Genomic DNA, 18,915 nt, shown 5'->3' on the forward strand with positions numbered 1-18,915 from the left:
TCATCTTGGGGGAAGTGTTGATGGCTATCTTGCTATAACGGTTATGCTTCGAAATAGGTTGGCCGGTATCGACGAATAAATCCGCGTTTCCTTAGCATAAAGAGCATTTTTCATTACTGGATCGCCTCGTTCCCACGTCAACGCCGGCGGCGCAGAATGGCCCGCGCGGACGCCTTCTGGTTCACCCGCGCAATGTGCAATCCCGGCCGGTCGCGGTGCGGTGTGTGAGCGGTGTAGGCATCCGCCTGATTCCTGCACGCTGCGCGGTCGATGCTGGTCGTTTGCTCATGGCTTATTTTGGACATTTGAAAAAAGCCATTACATCTCTTGTCAAACCTAAATTCAAATGTCCGGCTTGGGGGTGCGGCGTAAAACTTGGACTATTTGGAGGTAGTTCATGTATTCATACGAAGACCGCATTCGAGCAGTTGAGCTCTATATAAGCTTCGGAAAACGTGCTGCAGCGACCGTTCTGCAGTTGGGTTATCCAAACGTCAAGGCACTCAAGACCTGGTATCGGGAATACGAACAAACTCGCGATTTGAAGGTGGGTCGTGTCGCTACCTGGCAGAGATATTCTGACGAACAGAAACAGGCAGCAGTGGATCATTATTTGGAGCATGGTCGTTGCCTTGCTGGAACAGTGAAGGCACTTGGATATCCATGCACTGAAACGCTTATTGTGTGGATTGAAGAACATCACCCTGAAATGCGGCACCAGGTTCTTGGCCACGCGGCAGTCGTGCCGCGTTCTCCAGAGCTCAAGGAGGCGGCAGTCATTGCGCTTTGCACCAGGCAGGTAAGTGCCCAAGCAATTGCTCAAAAGCTGGCGGTTAGCAGGCCGACGCTGTACAACTGGAAGAATCAGCTACTTGGTCGTGAGACTTCCTCATCCATGAAACGCCAGAACGATTCATCAATAGATTCAGAGCAGACGGAGCTGCAGCGGCAACTCGAATCGCTTCGGCGCGACATTCGGCAGTTGCAGCTTGAACGCGATCTCTTGAAGAAGGCCAATGAACTGCTAAAAAAGGGCCTGGGCGTCGACCTCCCGCTCCTGACAAACCGGGAGAAGACGATACTGGTTGACGCCCTGAAGCAAACCTATGTGCTGTCGGAACTCTTGATCGAACTTGGCCTTGCCCGGAGCTCCTATTTTTATCACCGTGCCTGTCTCCGGAGGCCTGACAAGTATGCAACGGAGCGCCTTGCCATCAAAGATGTCTACGATTGCAATCATCGTTGCTATGGATATCGGCGGATGCGGGCGGCACTTGGCAAGCAGCAGGTGTACATCTCTGAGAAAGTCGTGCAACGCTTGATGAAGCAGGAATGCCTGGTGGTTACAGCTACCAGGCGGCGTCGGTACGGATCTTATCTTGGAGAAATCAGTCCTGCACCAGAGAATCTGATCAACCGCGACTTTCAGGCTGCGATCCCGAATGCGAAGTGGCTTACCGACATCACAGAATTCCAGATTCCAGCTGGGAAAGTTTATCTATCGCCCATCATCGACTGCTTCGATGGCTTGGTTGTCAGTTGGACTATTGGCACGCGTCCAGACGCCGACCTTGTGAACACGATGTTGGATGCTGCTATCGAGACGGTGGCCAGGGGCGGTGACCGGCCCATCGTTCACTCCGATCGTGGCGCCCACTACCGATGGCCTGGATGGCTCTCACGGATGAACAACGCTAAGCTGACTCGTTCGATGTCGCGCAAGGGATGCTCACCTGACAATTCGGCATGTGAAGGCTTCTTTGGACGGCTGAAAACGGAGTTGTTTTATCCTCGAAACCGGAAGGCCATCACTGTTGAGCAGTTCATTCAGATAATCAATTCCTACATCCACTGGTATAACGAAAAGCGTATCAAGATATCCCTTGGCTCACTCAGTCCCCGAGAATATCGCGAGAGCCTTGGCATTGCCGCGTAAACCAGTCCAAGTTTTACGCCGCACCCCCAAACCGGACATTACTATTTGGGGTCAACATCTCTATTTCGCATAATGTATGTTATGTCAAATGAGATCGGTGGAACCCAGGCGTGGCGCTCTGTCTTCAAAAGCGCATTCGGCCACCCTCTGCAGCCTCGATGTTCTGGCCGCAGGATGGCTCATGGCGAAACAGATCCAGCCACCGCTTCAGACACGGATGAAAAGAACTCTCCGGGGCAATCGCTTTGCTGGCGCCAATGTTCAGCGACGCCAGGCGCGGTGAACGATACCAGCGGCTAATCGCCAATGCACACGGCGTCAGCAAGCAGAACCGACGAATGATGATGCCCCGAGATTGCATGCATCAGGCTGCCGCGACAAACAACCGTTCGACCAACATACGGATGCAGAACCCGGTAACCGGCCTCATGCAGTGGAAAAACAAGTTGCACTCTCTCGACATGTTTTTCCGCAGGCTCGTTTTCATTTGGTTTTCCGGCCAATACGCAGGATGGTCGACTGGGTACGACGAAAAAGTAACTAGCCGCCGCATCGCCTTGTGCGATGCTTTCGTAGTTCGGCTCTTCCGCAAACGTATGCCTCGACAGAGCCCCGCGCAGTTCGACCTCGCCACGATAAGCCATGCATCGATCAGCCAGGCACGGAGCGGAGACCAGAATGAGGAGTGAGGCTGCGAGTTTTGTGAGACGTGACATTTAAAATCGCCGATAACAAATGATCGTCTTGAAATAGCTGAACAGAGCAAACGAAGACAACCGCTTGCTCCGCGAGAGCCGACGTCTTTCCATAATTCGAATCGACTGGCAGCACAACCAGATTCAATACCGCATCCCTGCCCTCAACGGCGCGGCGCGCGCGTCTCTGCGAGAACCTCATCGATTGCCTCGATGACCGCCGCCGGACGATCCATGTGGATGGCGTGCCCGGCGCCAGCGACGATGCGATCCTTGCCCTGCGTCGAGAGCGCTGCGATCTCGCGGTGCATGTTCGCGGTCTCGCGCTCGGAGGCCTTGTTCATTGCAGTTTGCGGCTTGCCGGGAACCTGGTAAGGGCTGATCCCGTGGGTCAGATAGATCAGTGGCAAGTTGCCGAATGGCTGGCGCGCGGCGCGAAGCTGGTCCGCGCTGACGCTCGAAAAGTTGACGGACTCCGACTCCGCTGCGCTCCAGTAGGACGGCCTGAGGCTCATGCGAATCACTTCGCCGGACAACGCCCGCCCATAGCCTTCGGTCGATCCGCCGGTGCATTCGGCAAACGCGGCAGAGCCCGCCAGAAAACCGCCTTTGGCCGCAGCGACACAGCCCTCGAATCCCGCCATCTCGGCATCGTGCATCTTCGAAAACAGACCGCCGGTGACCCGGTCCATCCGCGCAACGTCATCCTCATGGGCGCTATCGACAATGACCATGCCGACGACTTCGCGCGGATAGGTGTAGGCAAACAGCTGCACGTTGCGGCCCCCGTAGGAATGGCCCACCAGCAGGTACGGTGGCGCAATGCCCGCCGCGCCAAGCAATGCATGCAGGTCCGACACGGCGTTGGCGCTGGTGCCGGCGCGGTGCGGTGCGTCGCTGAAACCGAAGCCCGCACGATCGTAGACACAGGCCCGCGTCTGCCGCGCAATGGCCGGGTGCACCCGCAACCAATCCCATCCGGCCGATCCGATGCCGGCATCGAAGACGACCGTTGGCGAGCCCGAGCCGGCGCAGAACAGATTCAACTGCCGGCCGTCGCCAACATCCACCCGGGTGTGGGGTCGTGCATAGTCGTCCTCGACGACGGCGCCGGTTGCGCCAGCCCAGGCAAAGCTTGCAGCGCAAGCCAGCATGGCGAAAAGAATGGAAAGTGGTTTTTGCATCAACAGGCTCCCTGGACGTGTCAGTTAAAAAACGGGACGCTGGCGGCCAGCAGGCTGCGGCAGCTTTCGGCGCGAGACCATCAGCGACCGCCCGAATTATAATTTGCGCGCAATGTTTTCGGGCGCGCAGCGGACATATTCACGCGAACATGCACGATAAGTCCGCCGGACGACGACCAGGGCCTGCACTGCCTGCCGAATCACCCTGCGCAGCTGGCCCCGCCACCTGACGCACTTTCCTGAAGGAGCATGACATGCATGAGTACGATCTTCTCGTCGTCGGTGGCGTCGGCGTCGACACCATCGTCCACGTTCCGGCACTGCCATTGGCGATGGCTGACTCGATCTCCGTCGGTCCCATCTTCGACTACGTGGCGCACACCGGCAACGGCGTCGCACTGGCCGCGCTCGCGTTGGGGCGCAAGGTCAAGCTGATCGACTTCATCGGCGCGGATCGCCAGGCCGAGCTGATCCTGGCGCGCTACCAGGAAAGGCAGCTCGATTTCAGTTACCTCGTGCATCCAGCTGGCACCCGGCGCAGCGTCAATCTGGTCGATCCGGCCGGGCGCCGACTGTCGCTGTACGACGGCCGCCATCCCGATTCACTGCGCATGCCGGCCGAGTTCTACCTGCCATATCTCAGGCAGGCGCGGCACGTGCATCTGTCCATCATGCCGTGGGCACGCGAACTGTACGATGACGCCCAGGCGCTGGGCGCGACGGTCTCGACCGACCTGCATGACTGGGACGGCCACAACAGCTACTACCATGACTTTGCCTACCGCTCCGATCTGGTGTTTCTCAGCACGGCGGCGCTGGGTGGCCGCCATGCCGAGGTGATGCGTGACATCCTCGCCAAGGGACGCGCCGAGGCGGTCATCGCCATGGCGGGCGATCAGGGCGCCTACCTGATGGCGCGCGCCGACGGCGAACTACGGCACATCGGTTGCGCCGATCTGGGCCGCGCGGTGGTCGACAGCAACGGTGCCGGCGACGCTTTCGTCGCGGCCTTCCTCGACGGCTATTTCGCGCAACGGCAGCTGGCCGAGTGCATGCGCGCCGGTGCGATCTCGGGCGCCTTTGCGTGCAGTATCGATGGCACCGCGGAACAGTTCCTTACCCGCGACGAACTGGCGCAGTACGCGGCGCGGGCCTGAGCCGATCGCGACCAACGCACCTGCCCTCGGCGCACACGCCACCACATTCGGACAGGCCGGTTGGCAGTCCGCTCGTGCCGCCGTGCCGTGTGGTTTGCAATCGGCGTCACGCGCCTGGCGGCGACTCCACATATCCGGTCAGCAACGGCGCCACCCAATCAGGGCGTCCGTTCTGTACAGCCATTGCGGCGGCGGCATTCCAGTCGTAGGCCACCGCATGCAGCTCAACCTCCCATCCATCCGCGCCCAGCGTGGCGGTCGCATAGCGCGCATGCGGCGAACCCGTTTCCATCCGGTGCGGGAACGGTCGGTCATCCTTGTAGGCCTGCAGTCCAACGCTGCCCGGATTGACGATCACGCGCCCGTCATCCAGAGGCATCACACGCGGCACATGGGTGTGCCCGCATAGAATCAACGATGCCGTGGTGTCGCCGAGCGACCGCGCTGCTTCCACCTGCGTCGCCGCACGCGCGCCCTGCTCGCTCACGACATCGAGGAAATACGTCAGATCGCTGTCCGGCGTGCCGTGCACCAGCAGGACATCGTCATTCAATCTGAGGGTGGCGGGAAGACTGTCAATCCATGCCATCTGGTCAGCACGCAAGCTCGAGAACGCACGCAGGTCGGACAGCCCCATGCGAGCGGGATCGCCGGCCAGCACTTGTCGTTCGTGGTTGCCGCGGATGGTGGGAAGCTGGAGCGGGATGAGCCGATCGGCGGTTTCCAGCGGTTGCAAGGCGCCGGACAGAATGTCACCGAGATTGACGACCACATCGACGGCGCGCAGGCGGATGTCCGCGAGGACGGCGTCGAGAGCCAGCAGGTTGCCGTGGATATCGGAAATGGCAGCAATTTTCATGGTGTGGTGGTAGTGGCTCCGGATGTTCGAAAGGATTGAAACGTACGGCAAATTCTACCGAAACATCGCCATGGTTCGGGCCGTGGTGTGAGCGTGGTTTGCGGCAACGACCGAATCTTGAAAGCGGCTTGGTGGCGGCAATGAGTTGGCCCGGCAAGAAAACGACACCACCAGGACTAAACAGCCGGCCCGAAAATGTTCTCCCAGGCCGCGATTTTTTCGTGGTGCGCATGTTCCGGTGCACGCAGCCATTGGTGAATGATGGCGCTGGTTTCCGCTCGCAGGGTGGTCACCACCTCGGCACGTCGCGTCGGCGGGAGCATTTCCAACAAGTCACCCCAGGCGGCAATCGAAGCCGCAGTGCCGGCCTCGAGTCCGCATACCAGACCCGCCAGGCCATCGGCCCGTCGTGCCAACAGCAACTCGGCGCGTTGCTGTTCCGGGACCAAGGGTAGCCATCGACCCCACGCAGCGACCGCATTGGCATGACCATTCTGAAGCCCCATCATGAGGCTGGGCACCCCGTCGGCCCGTTTCGCCGAGAGCAACTCGGCGCGTTGCTCTACCGGAATCAAGGGCAGCGATCGACCCCACGCAGCGACCGCATCGGCGTGACCATTTTCAAGCGCCAGCATGAGGCCAGGCACACCGTCGGCCCTTTTCGCCGATAGCAACTCGGCGCGTTGCTCGTTCGGGATCATGTCCAGCAATTGACCCCACGCAGCGACCGCAGCGGCGCGACCATTCTGAAGCGCCATCATGAGGCCGGGCACCCCGGTGGCATTTTTCGCCGATAGCAACTCGGCGCGTTGCTCTTTCGGGATCATGTCCAGCAAGCGACCCCACGCAGCGACCGCATTAGCATGACCCTTCTGAAGCCCCATCAGGAGGCCGGGCACCCCGGTGGCATTTTTCGCCGATAGCAACTCGGCGTGTTGCTCTTGCGGGACCATGGGCAACCATTTTGCCCATGCAGCAATCGCGTCGGCATTCCCGTTTTGGAACGCCATCCAAAGACCCGGTATGCCACCGGACTCTTTTGCCGCCAGCAGGGCGAGCCGATGCCCTGGCGAGGCAGCCTGCATGACTGGTCCCAAATCGCCCAGGTTGCTGGCGAAATCATAGGTGAGAAGGTAATACATCGTTTGCGGGGAAGTCTCGGCGTACATCCCGGAAAGCCGCCTGTCCGTCACCCTGGCGTGTGCGCTCGTCGCAGCCTCGGCATCGTAGCCAAAAAGTATCGCGGCCCTCGGCTCTTCGGGGAAATATGTCTGCTCGGCGGTGCCGACCAGATAATGCCCAAGTGGCCGGGAAGCGATGGTTGCCAAATCGCTGCTGGCTACGCGCGCATGACGCGTGGTGGTATTGGGATCGAACACCTTGGCCACGTAGACTGTTTTTCCATGCTTCTCCTTGATCCGCAGATTGACCGTCATTGCATGATTGGTAGAGCTTAACAACAGATTCTTGAATGGCCTGCCGTCAGCCTGCATGCGTTCGAACTGATCGGCAAGAAAAGCGCCAAAGCGGGCGTTCTCGACCAAACAGGTTTCCGCTGCGGTGGCGGTAACGGCGTCGTAGGCGGCCTCGTTTTCCCAGGAGACATTGTCGCTGATGGCGTCCAGATCGCGGAATGCAGCGTAATCGAATTTCTCCTGCGCGTGCTGGGCCTGGAATCTCGCCAGATGGCGGCACACGATATGGTTGGATGGCTGATCCCTGAAGACTGCCTGTCCATTGAGGTTAGTTAGCGGATCAGGTCCATCGACCCCTGGTTTCTTCGAAAGATACGGAAATCGCTTGATCATGTCGACTAACCCGGCATTCACCAATCCCGGCTGGTCAAGCGCCTGTTGCAACGGTGATCCGTGCAGCGGCGTGCCCAGCAAACGTTGCAGGGATTGGTCGTCGATCAGCGAAACCAGCGCCCGCAAGACATCTGACCGCCCTTCCCCGATCGCAGCTTGCCAGCGCTCGCGCAGCAGTTGCGGTGGCTGCAACAGCAGCTCGCGCAGGATCTCTGCGGCTTGCGGATCGTCGCCATCCTGCAGTGCAGCGACGCGCGCATCGAGTTCGGAGTGCTGCAAATCGCCTGCGTAAATTTGTTGCCTGCGCTCGGTCCGGCCTGTGTCGTCGATCGATTGGGGCCAGAACGACGCAAGCTCGGTCAACACGGCGCGTCCGTGCTCGGTGTCTGCCGGACCTATTGGCCTGACCTTGACTGGAAGCCAACGCTGCAATGGCCGCCGCCTGCCCATCGGTGCGCGCAAATTCTCTCCGGATGCAAGTCCCGCTGGCAGGTCGCCAGGCGCTTGCGCTGCGGGTGACTCCTTGTCGAGCGTTGCGCCGGGACGATGGCCGCTCACGCGGATGCCGAGGCAGGGAATCGTGAATCGCATGGCAACAGGAAATGGGCTTCGTTGGTTGAGGGGAAGTCGATCACGCCGACAGCAGCAATGCGCCTGGTGCTGCGCGCATCCATACTGCCGCATGACCATCCATGCCGTCATACACCGCTGACGGCCGCTACTTCCATGAGTTGGCAATGCATGCAAATGGTTCCATGCCAGCGCTCCGGCCCGCCGCCTCTCACTCAGGCTCAACGACCACCTGCACCGCCGCGCTGCAAAAGCGCGAAATGCCGTACTCGATGGCGATCCCGGCGTCGTCGACATACACGGTCTCGACATACAGGATCGGCGCCGACAACGGTTGCCCGAGTTGCTCGGCCACCTGTCTGGACGGCAGGCGCGCCGTGACGCGGCTCATGCGCCGCTGGAACTGCGTGACGCCGCACTGCGCCAGGGCCTGATGCGTGATGCCGGTGTGCGCATACAGTTCGCCCAATCCGGCGAAGCGCGGCAGCGGAAAATACTGGGTGCAGACGCCGATGACCTTGCCATCGACCACATCCAGGCTGTCCACCCGCAGCACCTCGGACGGCTCCGGCAAATCCAGCAGCAACCGGATCTCGCCGGCGGCCGTCAGCGCGGACCAGTGCAAGACCTTGCTGACACCCACCCGGCGCGCATTGGCAACGCTGTGCGCCAACCGGCTGCGCCGGCCAACCTGATAATCGATGACATCGTCACGCACGAAGGTGCCACGGCCATGCTGGACATCGACCATGCCGCGTTCGACCAGCGCCTTGACCGCCTGCCGCACCGTGTGGCGGTTGACGCTGAAGCGCTCGGCCAGCGCCGTTTCGTTGGGCAGCCGATGCGTCAGATGTCCGGCCAGGATGTCGGCGCTGAGCACGTCTTCGATCTGCCGCCAGACGCTCACGCCGGCACTGCGGACAATCGGTGTGTGATTTTTCACGCTACTGCTCAAGGCTGATCGCCGGCGGCAATGCGTGCTTCAATTGCATCAATCGCGGCGGGCAAATCGGCGATCGAGTCGATCACGAAATGCGCGCCGGCGGCGGTCAGTCTGGCGCTGGCGGCGGCCCGGTGCGTCTCAATGTCGGACGGCGTCAGTTGCGCCAGTTCGGCCAGCGTCAAGCCGGTCTCATTGCCCGACAGCGACAGCCCGACCGTCCACATCCCTGCGGCCAATCCTTCGCTGATGCCCGGCACGGTGTCGTCGATTTTCACGCAGGCGCGGACATCGCCGATGCCCAGTTCGATGACGTTGGCCAATGCCATCCACGGGCCCGGACGACCACCCGCCTTCAGGTCGTCGGTGGCGACCGCATGATCCACCCGCAGGCCCTGCTGCAACGCGTGCGGCAACAGACGATCCATCACCACGCGCGGATAGCCCGAGCAGGAGCCGATGCGCATGCCGCGTGCGCGCATCTGCACCATCACCGCCAGTGCGCCGGGAATCAGGTCGGAATACTGCGCGACCCGCTCCACTTGCAACGGCAGGAACGCGGCATACAACGCATCCACGTCGAGGTCCTGCATCGGCTTGCCAAAGCGTTCCTGCCAGCGTCGCGCCACCTCCGGTTGCTTGCCGAGCGCCTGAATGTGGTCCCATTTTGCCAGGCCCATTGGCAGGCGCGCTTCCGCCATCGATATCCTGATGCCGAATCCGGCGAAGGCGTCGATCAACACCTGCGTCGGCGCGAACGAGCCGAAATCGACCAGCGTACCGGCCCAGTCAAAGATGAGGCCCTGGATCGGACCGTGGTACCGACGGGCGGCGGGTGTGGTTGCGCTCATTGCTTGCTCCTGTTGCCTGAATTTTTGATTACCGCGTCAGCAGTCGATCTGCATCTGCTGCAGCGCGTGCGCGATGGCGTCGAGCGCCATTGTCATTTCATTGGGTCCGAGCGCACCGATGCAGCCGATGCGAAAGGTCTCGGCAACCGTCAGCTTGCCGGGATACAGCACCACGCCGCGCGCTTTCGTCAGATCGTAAAAGCGCTTGAAATCCCAGTTCGGATGGTTCGGCGCATGCACCGTGACGATGATCGGCGCCTGGATCTCGGCCGGCAAGAACACCCGCAGGCCGAGCCCGGCCAGGCCATCGATCAGCGTCGCGCAGTTGTCGGCATAGCGCGCCAGGCGCGCGGCTTGGCCGCCCTCCGCGTCGAACTGGTCGAGTGCGACATCGAGGGCCGCCATCACATGGGTGGGCGGTGTATAGCGCCATTGACCGGTCTGCTCCATGTAGCGCCATTGCGCATGCAAATCCAGCGACAGCGAATGGGCCCGGCCCGCACACTGTGCCACTGCAGCCGTGCGGACAATGGCAAAGCCCATGCCCGGCACGCCTTCCAGACATTTGTTGCCGGAGGCGATGACGGCGTCGAAACGCAGCTGCGCGGCCGACAGCGGCAAGGCGCCGAACGCGCTCATCGCATCGATGATCAGCGACTTGCCGGCGGCAGCGACCACGTCCGAGATGGCCTGCATCGGATTGAGGATGCCGGTGCTGGTCTCGCAATACACCACCGCGACATGGGTGATCGCCGCGTCGCGTTCCAGCGCACTGGCGACCATGACCGGATCAACCGGTGCGGTTTCGCCGAAGTCGAGCACCGACACCTGCCGCCCCATGACTTCGGTCAGCTGCGCGATGCGCTTGCCGTAGGCGCCATTGACCAGGCACAGCAACTTGCCGTCGCGCGGCAGCAGCGTGCCGATGGCGGCCTCGACGGCGAAGGTGCCGGAGCCCTGCAATGGCACGCAGGTGTATTCGTCCTGACCGTCGACTATCGCCAGCAAGCGCGAGCGCACCCGCGCCGTCAGCAGATTGAAGCTGTGGTCCCAGGAACCCCAGTCGTGCAGCATGGCGGTCTTGGTCGCCAGGCTGGTGGTCAGCGGCCCGGGGGTAAGCAGTAGCGGATCGCGCATTGGTTATCCTTTGAAAATATGATTGAAAAAATAGCGCGCTCAGCGCCGCCAGGCTTGCGCCCGATGGTTCAGCCACCAGCCAACGCCGTGCATCAGCAAGGTCGCCAGCAAGGCGCTGGCGACGATCAGCGTGGCCATTGCAGCGGCGGCGGCGGTGTCGCCGGCGTCGTCCATGTTCAGCACCGCGACGGCGGCCAGCACGGTATCGGGGTTGTACAAGAAAATCACGCAACTGACGGTGGTCATGCTGGAGACGAACAGATAGCGCGCCACATCCAGCAGCGCCGGCAGATTCATCGGCACGGTCACGCGCCAGAAGGTTTGCCACCACGGCCGCTGCAGGCTGCGTGCCACTGCTTCGATTTCGCTGTCGATCTGGCGCAAGGCGGTGGTCAGCGTGAGCCACGCCGTGGTGGTGAAATGCGCGACGGTGGCGAGCACCATCAGGCTCATGCTGCCGTAGAGCAGATGCAGCGGATTGCTTGGGGCGTTAAAGCACAGCACATACCCAAGTCCCAGCACCAGTCCCGGCACCGCCATCGGCAGCAAGGCAAGACTGCGAATGATCGCGGCGATGCTGCGCGGGATCGCGATCTTTTCAACCAGATAGGCCGCCATGAAAATGAAGCCGGTACCAAACACTGTCACCAGCATCGCCATGCGCGCGCTGTTGCGAAACGCTTGCCAGCCGCCGCCGTCAAGCTGGTCCAAATCGAAATGGGCCAACGTGAAACTCAGGTTGTATGGCCACATCTTGATGAAGGCGGCGACACAGCCAACCCCGAGCAAGGCCAGCAGAAACAGCGTGACGCCGGCGCACAGCAACCACAGCAGCAGGTCGCGCAGGCGGTTGCGGCCCGGCTGGTAGACCACCGAGCGCCCGCTCATCTGTCCGGCCGGACGGCGCGACAGACGTCGCTCCACCAGAAAGCTCAGCACAGCCGGCAACAGCAACAGCACGCCGATGATCGCGCCCTTGCTGAAATTCTGTTGGCCGATGACCTGCTTGTAGGCTTCCAGCGCCAACACGTTGAGCTGGCCGCCGATCACTTTCGGCACGCCGAAGTCGGTCACCACCAGCGTGAACACCACCATCGCCGCCGACACCACGCCGTAGCGGGCATGCGGCAGCGTCACGGTCAGGAAACGGCGCAGCTTGCTGGCGCCGAGTGTTTCGGCGGCTTCGTACAGGCGCGCGTCGGCCACGCCGAGGGCAGCGATCAGGATCAGCAGCGCATGCGGAAAGGTATAGAACACTTCGCCCAATACAATCCCGAGCGAACCGTAGATCGAGCCGCCGCCCAGCCAGCTTTTCAGCAAGCCCTGGTTGCCGAACAAATACACCAGCGAAATGGCTGGCATCAGCGATGGCGCCAGCATCGGCGAGAGCGCGATCAACTGGAACAGGCGGCGTCCATACAGGCGTGTGCGTGTCAGTGCGAAGGCAAACGCCAGCGCCAGCGGCAGCACCAGCGCCACGGTAGCCAGCGCCAGCGCGATGCTGTTGCCGGCGGCACTACGCAGGCGCGGCTCGGACAGGATTGCCAGCCAGTTCGTCAGGCCGATCCAGCTGCCGTCGCGTCCCTGCGTGGTGGTGGCAAACATGCTCAGCAGCGGCCACGCCAGAAACAGCAGCATCAGCAGCCCGATGGCGACGGCCAGCCAGACCGCGAGCAGTTCATCGCCGCTGCGAAAAGCGACGCGACGCTGGCCGGGCAGCAACGATGAAAACATCGTCATGCGGCGGGCGTCGCAAACAGCCGCGTGTTGTGCGGCGACAGCGTCAGCGGCACGCGCCGGCCCGGTTCCAGGGTCGCATAGGCGGCCTCGTTGGGGCCGACATCGGCGAATATCGAGACCGCACGATCAGCACACAGCGACAGCGTGGCGCGCCGCAGTCCGCCATGAAAATCGACCCGATCCACCACTGCCATCAAGGCCGCCGAAGCGCCATCCCAGCGTGTTTCCACGCGCACGTCCTCCGGACGGCAGAACAGCGTGGCGCTCTCGGCGCCATGCGGCATCGGCAGGCGCAGCGACAACCCGGCCAGCATCGCGCAGCTGTCGGCGCCACGCGCCACCGCCAGCCAGTTGGCGCGGCCGACAAAGTCCGCCACGAAGCGCGAGGCCGGATCGCGGTAAATCTGCTCGGCGCTGCCAATCTGCTCGATGCGGCCATCGCTCATGACAACGACGGTATCGGCGATGGTCAGCGCTTCGTCCTGGTCGTGCGTGACCATGATGGTGGTGATGCCGAGCTTGCGTTGCAGGTTGCGCAGCTCCTGCTGCAGCCGCTCGCGGACCTTGGCATCGAGCGCCGACAAGGGCTCATCCAGCAGCAGCAGGCTGGGCGACGTTGCCAGTGCACGCGCCAGCGCAACCCGTTGCTGCTGGCCGCCGGACAACTGCGACGGGTAGCGCTGCTCGGTGCCGGCCAGTCCGACCAGATCGAGCAGCTCATCGACGCGGCGCTGCTTGTCGGCACGCTCCAGCCGCAGCGCGTAGCCGATGTTGGCAGCGACGGTCAGGTTCGGAAACAGCGCGTACGACTGGAACACGATGCCGTAATTGCGCAGCGCCGGTGGCAACCGGCCGATCTCGCGCGCGCCCATGGTGACGCCACCGCTGTCCTGCACTTCGAGCCCGGCGATGATGCGCAACAACGTCGTCTTGCCGCAGCCGGAAGGTCCGAGCAGGCAGACAAATTCGCCCTTGCGCACGGTCAGGTTGATCGCATCGAGCGCACGGAACGCGCCGAAGCTCTTGCTCACGCCGTGAATGGTCAGCCACTGGCTGTCGATCGGGTCGTCGCTCATGTTGCGAGTGCCTGCAGGCGCGCAAGGTAATGGTCCAGCGACGGCACACGCAGGCCGACCACCTTGGCGGCGTCGTCGCAGCGGCGCAAGGCGATCGCGGCTGCCGCATGCGGCGCGCGCATGAATTGTTCGGCGGCGGCGTCGTCCATCACGCCGCCCTGCAAGGCCAGGCTCAGTTGCGACGCCTCCGACAGCGCCAGCCGATAGCCGGGTTCACGCTGGCACAGGTAGCGCTTGGCGTCGACGTGCAGGCGGATCGGTTCGATCACCGCAGCCGGCATCAGCCCGCGCAGGAACGGCACGATCTTGAATTGGTGCAGGTCGTCCTGGCCGGCGGCCAGGTCGTCATCCTGCTGTTCGAACAGCATGTGTCCCAGATCATGCAGCAGGCAAGCGATCACCAGCGCATCGTCATGCCCGGCCTGTTCGGCCAGAAAGGCGGATTGCAGCGCATGCTCGGACTGCGTGATGGCTTCGCCGCCGTACAGGTGCGCGCCGGCGTGCTCAAACAACTGGCAGATGGCAGGGATGGTTAGCGGCATGGTCGCAGAAAGTTGAGAGGAAAAGCGGGGCACCCGGCACGCGGGCCGGGTGCGTGGTGATGCTGCGAATTACTTCGGCTCGGATTTGCCGTCGTAGCGCCTGGTCCACTCGGCCAGAATGCGATCGCGGTTGCCGGCCGACCATTTCAGATCCTGCTTGATCAGCAACTGCTCGTAGTTGGCGGGAATCAGCGCATTCGCCTTGGCGACGCCGGGATAGGCAACCACCGCAAAATTATTGGCGAACTGTTCGTTGGCGGACTTCGACGCCGACCAGTCGGCCAGCTTGCGCGCCGCCTCGAGATTTTTGGTGCCCTTCATGATGGCGGTGGCTTCGACATCCCAGCCCAGGCCCTCTTTCGGGAAGATCAGATCGATCGGTGCACCACCCTCCTTGAGCTTGGCGCCACGGTATTCGAAGGCGATGCCGATCGGGAATTCACCGGCGGCAGCCTGCTTGCATGGCTTCGAACCGGAGTGGGTGTATTGGGCGATGTTGTTGTGCAGCTGGTCCATGTAGGTCCAGCCATCCTTTTCGCCGAACTGGGTCAGCCAGCCGCTGACGTCAAAGTAACCGGTGCCGCTGGAGGCAGGGTTGGGCATGACGATCTTGCCCTTGTACTCCGGCTTCAACAGATCTTTCCAGCTTTCCGGTTTCTTCAGGCCGAGCTTGGCGGCTTCGACCGTATTGAAGCAAATCGTCGCGGCCCAGACATCCATGCCGACCCAGCTTGGCGGGTTGGTGTCGTCGACATAACGCTTGTTGAGTTTCTCGACGCCTTTGGGTGCATACGACTGCAGCATGCCTTCCTTCTCCAGCACCAGCAGCGAGGTGGCGGCAACGCCCATCACGACATCGGCTTGCGGTGCGGCTTTTTCGGCCAGCAATTTGGCCGTGATGATGCCGGTCGAATCACGCACCCAACGGATCTTGACGTCGGGGTATTCGCTTTCAAACTTCTGTTGATAGGCTTTGAGCTGATCGGCTTCCAGCGCTGTATAGACGGTCAGTGTGCTCTCGGCCGATGCCAGCGAACTGGCCAGACACAGCATGGCGGGCAAGGTTTTCAACAAGGTCTGGATCTGCATCGGTTTCTCCTGTGGGTGGACAGATGTCGTGGCGACACCGGCAGGCCGAAGCTTATCGATTGAATATGACCTCATCGTGACGTCTATATGACTTCGTCCACCCTTGCCGCACCCATGCAGACGAGGCGGAGCGATCAGTTGAGATCGTGCGCGGCATCAAAACGATGGTGCATTGCCGCCTGAATCGTTTCTGCCTTGACCTCTGCGCGCGTGCGGACAGGGGCATCGTCGCGCAGTGACGGCCAGGTGGTTTCGATCCGGTCCGGCAATTCACCGCGCGCACGTGCGCTGAGCACATCGCTCTTTACTTCGGTACGCAACTTGCGCGCGGCTTCCTGCTGTTCGGCGGCAAACGGATTGACTTCGCCGGCAACGGCAGCGCCACTTACGGCGGCGAAAGCTGCGACGATCAGGATGCGATGGATGTTCATGATGGACTTTCAATAAGGTGGTGGATCGGGGGATGCGCGTGCATGTCGACGGCTGAATTCCATGCCCATGACGCAGCGGATTGCCTCTGTCTGTCGTGCGCGCCGGACGATACTTACAGCGCCGCGCCCGAGGTTTGCCGATACAGCCGCGCCGCGCACATGCATTCCTCAAAAGCATAAGGCTTATGCGATCCAGACCTCTACTTGATCGGGCGGTGGGAGCGCACCATGCAGTTGTCGCACAGATTCACCATCGCAACCACAGGAGCCAGACATGTCACTGCAAGCAAAACTCGACGCCTTCAAGACCGACTTCAAGGCGGGCAAAGCGCCCTTTTTCGCACCCGCCGAAATCCACCCCGTGATGGCACGCGCCACCGCCGAATTGATCGCTTCCGGCCAGGCCGGGCGCGCACTCAAAGTCGGGGACAAGGCCCCGGCATTCACGCTCACCGATCCGGATGGGCAGACGGTGTCCTCGGCAGCCTTGCTCGCCAAGGGACCATTGGTGCTGAGTTTTTATCGCGGTGTCTGGTGCCTTTACTGCAATATGGAATTGCAGGCGCTGCAGGCGGCACTGCCGGAATTCAATGCCCTCGGCGCCAACCTGATCGCGATCTCGCCGCAACTGGCCGCCAACAGTCGCAAGGCACAACGCAACAACGCGTTGACCTTCCCGATCCTGACCGATGCCAACAACGCCGTTGCGGCCGCGTTCGGATTGCGCTTTGCGCTACCCGATTACCTTGTGGATCTGTACAAGATGCTCAAGAACGACCTGCCGGCCTTCAACGGCGACGACAGCTGGACCTTGCCAATGCCGGCGCGCTACGTGATCGGGCAGGATGGGACCATCCTGTATGCGGAAGTCAATCCTGACTATACGCAGCGTCCGGAGCCCGACAGCATGCTGCCGGTGCTGCAGCAACAACAGGCAGCCTGACTGCGCCAGTCGGTGACGCATTAACATGGCCGGCAGATTCGCCGGCCATTGTCACGTCGGCCGTCAAGCGACTTCGGTAACGAAATCTGCACGCGCGCGGCGCACTTTCTTCAGATTGACCAGCCAGTCACCGGCGGCTTCCCGATAGCCAACCGCCAGGATCACCACGCTGCGCAGGTGCCGTTCCGGCAAGCCAAGAATCTGGTCCAGTGCAGCCGCATCGAAACCTTCCATTGGCGTGGTGTCGACAGCCTCGAAGGCTGCCGCGATCAGTGCTGCACCCAGACCGATGTAGGCCTGCTTTGTCGCACTCTGGAACCTGACTTCCGTGCTGCTTGCCGCCATCATGCCGAGCAACATGGTGCGATAGTTTTCCCAGTCCGGATTGGGGCCGCGCTCGGCGTTGGTGAGATCGAACATCATGTTGATGCGGTCTGCGGTGATGTCGTCCCATGCTGCGAATACCACCAGATGCGAACAGTCGGTAATTTGCGACTGGTTGTAGCCGATCGCACGGATCTGCGCGCGCACCGCTGGATTCGTCACGACAATCAGCTCGAACGGCTGCAGTCCGCTCGACGTCGGCGCCAGCCGCACCGCTTCCAGAATGCGTTCCAGCTTGTCGGCAGGGACAGTTTTCGAGGCGTCAAATTTTTTGGTGGCGTAGCGCCAGTTCAGCTTGTCAATTACGGTGGTCATGTGCGTGCTCCGGGTTGATGTTTCCACAATGGATACACCTTGGGCGCATACTAGGGCCTCAAGCACACTTGAAGGTCAAGCAGAAAATGAAAATTGGTGAACTTTCCCAGAAAACCGGCATGGCGGCCTCGGCCATCCGCTTTTATGAAGAGCGCGGCCTGCTGCCCGCGGCCACGCGCGGCAGCAACGGCTACCGCCACTATGCCGACAATACGGTGCAGCGCCTGATTCTGGTCCGCTCGGCCCAACGGATGGGATTTTCACTGGTAACCATCCGTGGCCTGTTTTCCTGGGACGGCGAGTGTTCGAAGGAAAAGACGCTGGAAGAAGTCGATGTGCGCCTGCGTGAGGTCGCCGAGATCGAACTCTCGCTCAATGCACAGCGCACCGAATTGCTTGCCTTGCGCAGCGCCCTTGAACACAGCATGGCGACGGGTCAGGCGATGGACTGTGAGCACCATGCGGTGCAATGAGGCACCTGAACGACCCGACAACACTCTCTTTAATTAATGGAGATCAAGAAGCCATTGTGCGGCGGGTAGATTTGAAGTAGCTTCTAGGCTACATTGACGCCGTATGATTGAATTATTTCGATATCAACGTGAGGACGGGCGCGAACCTTTCACCGAATGGCTCGATGCCATGCGCGATAAAGTTGCCCAGGCACGAATTCGAATTCGTTTGCGACAGGTGGAAGCTGGAAACTTCGGTGATTGCGAACCAGTGGGAGACGGCGTGATCGAGCTCCGCGTGCATATTGGAGGCGGCTATCGGGTGTACTGTGCCCGGCACGGGAAATCGGTTGTGATCCTCCTTCTGGGTGGCGACAAACGTTCGCAGTCAGCAGACATCAAACAGGCCAAGGTACTTTGGATCGAATGGAAACGGAGGCAAGAATGAGCAAATTGAAAGGCGTTGTCTCGCACCACGAACGGGAAGTCGCCGAATTGCGCGCCGACCGGGAACTGGCGGTCCAATACCTGAAGGCGGCCATGGAATCGCTCGACAATCCCGACGACCGCGCTGCAGGCTTGCTGGCGCTTCGAACCGTTGCAGAAGCCTATGGCGGGTTGGCTGCGGTCGCGGCGGAGGCCGGCATCAGTCGGGAATCCCTGTACCGGACCTTATCGCCAAAGGGCAATCCGACGCTCAGGACGCTGCTGGCCGTCCTCAAAACAGTCGGGATGAGGCTGTCCGTCGAACCTGACCATCATGCTCACGCATGACGGGAACGTCTTGTTCCGATATGAATGACGTT

The 18,915-nt window shown here is 61.4% G+C and carries 19 protein-coding genes; 6 read left to right on the plus strand and 13 right to left on the minus strand.

Annotation, left to right across the window (positions count from 1 at the left end; genetic code table 11):
- Positions 1-397: 397 nt before the first annotated feature.
- Positions 398-1,936 carry an IS3 family transposase gene (locus tag RCH09_RS15270; protein ID WP_326941985.1) on the plus strand — a complete coding sequence of 513 codons (1,539 nt, stop codon included), beginning with the start codon at positions 398-400 and terminating at the stop codon, positions 1,934-1,936.
- A 296-nt stretch (positions 1,937-2,232) separates the two neighbouring features.
- On the opposite strand, the gene RCH09_RS15275 is transcribed toward RCH09_RS15270, so the two are convergent.
- A complete protein-coding gene (locus RCH09_RS15275; RefSeq protein ID WP_326941986.1) occupies positions 2,233-2,652 on the minus strand; it encodes a DUF4431 domain-containing protein in 420 nt (139 codons plus the stop codon).
- A gap of 143 nt (positions 2,653-2,795) precedes the next feature.
- Positions 2,796-3,815 (minus strand): alpha/beta fold hydrolase, encoded by a 1,020-nt coding sequence (locus RCH09_RS15280; RefSeq protein WP_326941987.1) that lies wholly within the window; start codon positions 3,813-3,815, stop codon positions 2,796-2,798.
- Positions 3,816-4,069: 254 nt separating this feature from the next.
- On the opposite strand from RCH09_RS15280, the gene RCH09_RS15285 reads away from it, so the two are divergent.
- Positions 4,070-4,972 (plus strand): carbohydrate kinase family protein, encoded by a 903-nt coding sequence (locus RCH09_RS15285; protein WP_326941988.1) that lies wholly within the window; start codon positions 4,070-4,072, stop codon positions 4,970-4,972.
- A gap of 106 nt (positions 4,973-5,078) precedes the next feature.
- On the opposite strand, the gene RCH09_RS15290 is transcribed toward RCH09_RS15285, so the two are convergent.
- The 10 genes from RCH09_RS15290 to RCH09_RS15335 all read right to left on the minus strand — a co-directional run bounded on the left by RCH09_RS15290 (position 5,079) and on the right by RCH09_RS15335 (position 16,015).
- Positions 5,079-5,831: a metallophosphoesterase family protein gene (locus RCH09_RS15290; RefSeq protein WP_326941989.1), complete on the minus strand. Its 753-nt coding sequence runs from the start codon at positions 5,829-5,831 to the stop codon at positions 5,079-5,081.
- Positions 5,832-6,007: 176 nt separating this feature from the next.
- Positions 6,008-8,230 (minus strand): ShET2/EspL2 family type III secretion system effector toxin, encoded by a 2,223-nt coding sequence (locus tag RCH09_RS15295; protein ID WP_326941990.1) that lies wholly within the window; start codon positions 8,228-8,230, stop codon positions 6,008-6,010.
- A 190-nt stretch (positions 8,231-8,420) separates the two neighbouring features.
- A complete protein-coding gene (gene phnF / locus RCH09_RS15300; RefSeq protein WP_326941991.1) occupies positions 8,421-9,152 on the minus strand; it encodes a phosphonate metabolism transcriptional regulator PhnF in 732 nt (243 codons plus the stop codon).
- A gap of 8 nt (positions 9,153-9,160) precedes the next feature.
- Positions 9,161-10,000, minus strand: a complete 840-nt coding sequence (gene phnX, locus RCH09_RS15305) for a phosphonoacetaldehyde hydrolase (RefSeq protein WP_326941992.1) — start codon at positions 9,998-10,000, stop codon at positions 9,161-9,163.
- Between the two features lie 36 nt (positions 10,001-10,036).
- A complete protein-coding gene (locus tag RCH09_RS15310) occupies positions 10,037-11,137 on the minus strand; it encodes a 2-aminoethylphosphonate--pyruvate transaminase (RefSeq protein WP_326941993.1) in 1,101 nt (366 codons plus the stop codon).
- Between the two features lie 39 nt (positions 11,138-11,176).
- Entirely contained in the window at positions 11,177-12,877 is a 1,701-nt protein-coding gene (locus RCH09_RS15315) for a putative 2-aminoethylphosphonate ABC transporter permease subunit (RefSeq protein ID WP_326941994.1), read from the minus strand.
- On the minus strand, positions 12,874-13,953 hold the full coding sequence (locus tag RCH09_RS15320) for a putative 2-aminoethylphosphonate ABC transporter ATP-binding protein (protein ID WP_326941995.1): 1,080 nt from the start codon (positions 13,951-13,953) through the stop codon (positions 12,874-12,876). The genes RCH09_RS15315 and RCH09_RS15320 overlap by 4 nt, the downstream gene beginning before the upstream one ends.
- Positions 13,950-14,495, minus strand: coding sequence for an HD domain-containing protein (locus RCH09_RS15325; protein ID WP_326941996.1), 546 nt, complete (start codon positions 14,493-14,495; stop codon positions 13,950-13,952). Before RCH09_RS15325 ends, RCH09_RS15320 begins: the two co-directional genes overlap by 4 nt.
- Before the next feature lie 69 nt (positions 14,496-14,564).
- Positions 14,565-15,584, minus strand: coding sequence for a putative 2-aminoethylphosphonate ABC transporter substrate-binding protein (locus tag RCH09_RS15330; protein ID WP_326941997.1), 1,020 nt, complete (start codon positions 15,582-15,584; stop codon positions 14,565-14,567).
- Between the two features lie 134 nt (positions 15,585-15,718).
- Entirely contained in the window at positions 15,719-16,015 is a 297-nt protein-coding gene (locus RCH09_RS15335; protein WP_326941998.1) for a hypothetical protein, read from the minus strand.
- 274 nt (positions 16,016-16,289) lie between these two features.
- On the opposite strand from RCH09_RS15335, the gene RCH09_RS15340 reads away from it, so the two are divergent.
- Positions 16,290-16,958, plus strand: a complete 669-nt coding sequence (locus RCH09_RS15340; protein ID WP_326941999.1) for a peroxiredoxin-like family protein — start codon at positions 16,290-16,292, stop codon at positions 16,956-16,958.
- Between the two features lie 63 nt (positions 16,959-17,021).
- Here the strand turns inward: RCH09_RS15340 and RCH09_RS15345 are convergent, their stop codons facing one another.
- Positions 17,022-17,657: an NAD(P)H-dependent oxidoreductase gene (locus RCH09_RS15345; RefSeq protein ID WP_326942000.1), complete on the minus strand. Its 636-nt coding sequence runs from the start codon at positions 17,655-17,657 to the stop codon at positions 17,022-17,024.
- An 86-nt stretch (positions 17,658-17,743) separates the two neighbouring features.
- Here RCH09_RS15345 and RCH09_RS15350 point away from each other — a divergent pair, with 86 nt between their 5' ends.
- From RCH09_RS15350 to RCH09_RS15360, 3 genes are all read left to right on the plus strand, one after another.
- Positions 17,744-18,130, plus strand: a complete 387-nt coding sequence (locus tag RCH09_RS15350; protein WP_326942001.1) for a MerR family transcriptional regulator — start codon at positions 17,744-17,746, stop codon at positions 18,128-18,130.
- 103 nt (positions 18,131-18,233) lie between these two features.
- The gene (locus tag RCH09_RS15355; protein ID WP_326942002.1) at positions 18,234-18,557 is read left to right on the plus strand and encodes a type II toxin-antitoxin system RelE/ParE family toxin; all 324 of its coding nucleotides are present in this window, start codon (positions 18,234-18,236) and stop codon (positions 18,555-18,557) included.
- On the plus strand, positions 18,554-18,883 hold the full coding sequence (locus RCH09_RS15360) for an addiction module antidote protein (protein WP_326942003.1): 330 nt from the start codon (positions 18,554-18,556) through the stop codon (positions 18,881-18,883). Before RCH09_RS15355 ends, RCH09_RS15360 begins: the two co-directional genes overlap by 4 nt.
- The last annotated feature ends 32 nt before the right edge of the window (positions 18,884-18,915 follow it).

The organism is Actimicrobium sp. GrIS 1.19 (assembly GCF_035984655.1).
Lineage (GTDB): Bacteria > Pseudomonadota > Gammaproteobacteria > Burkholderiales > Burkholderiaceae_D > Actimicrobium.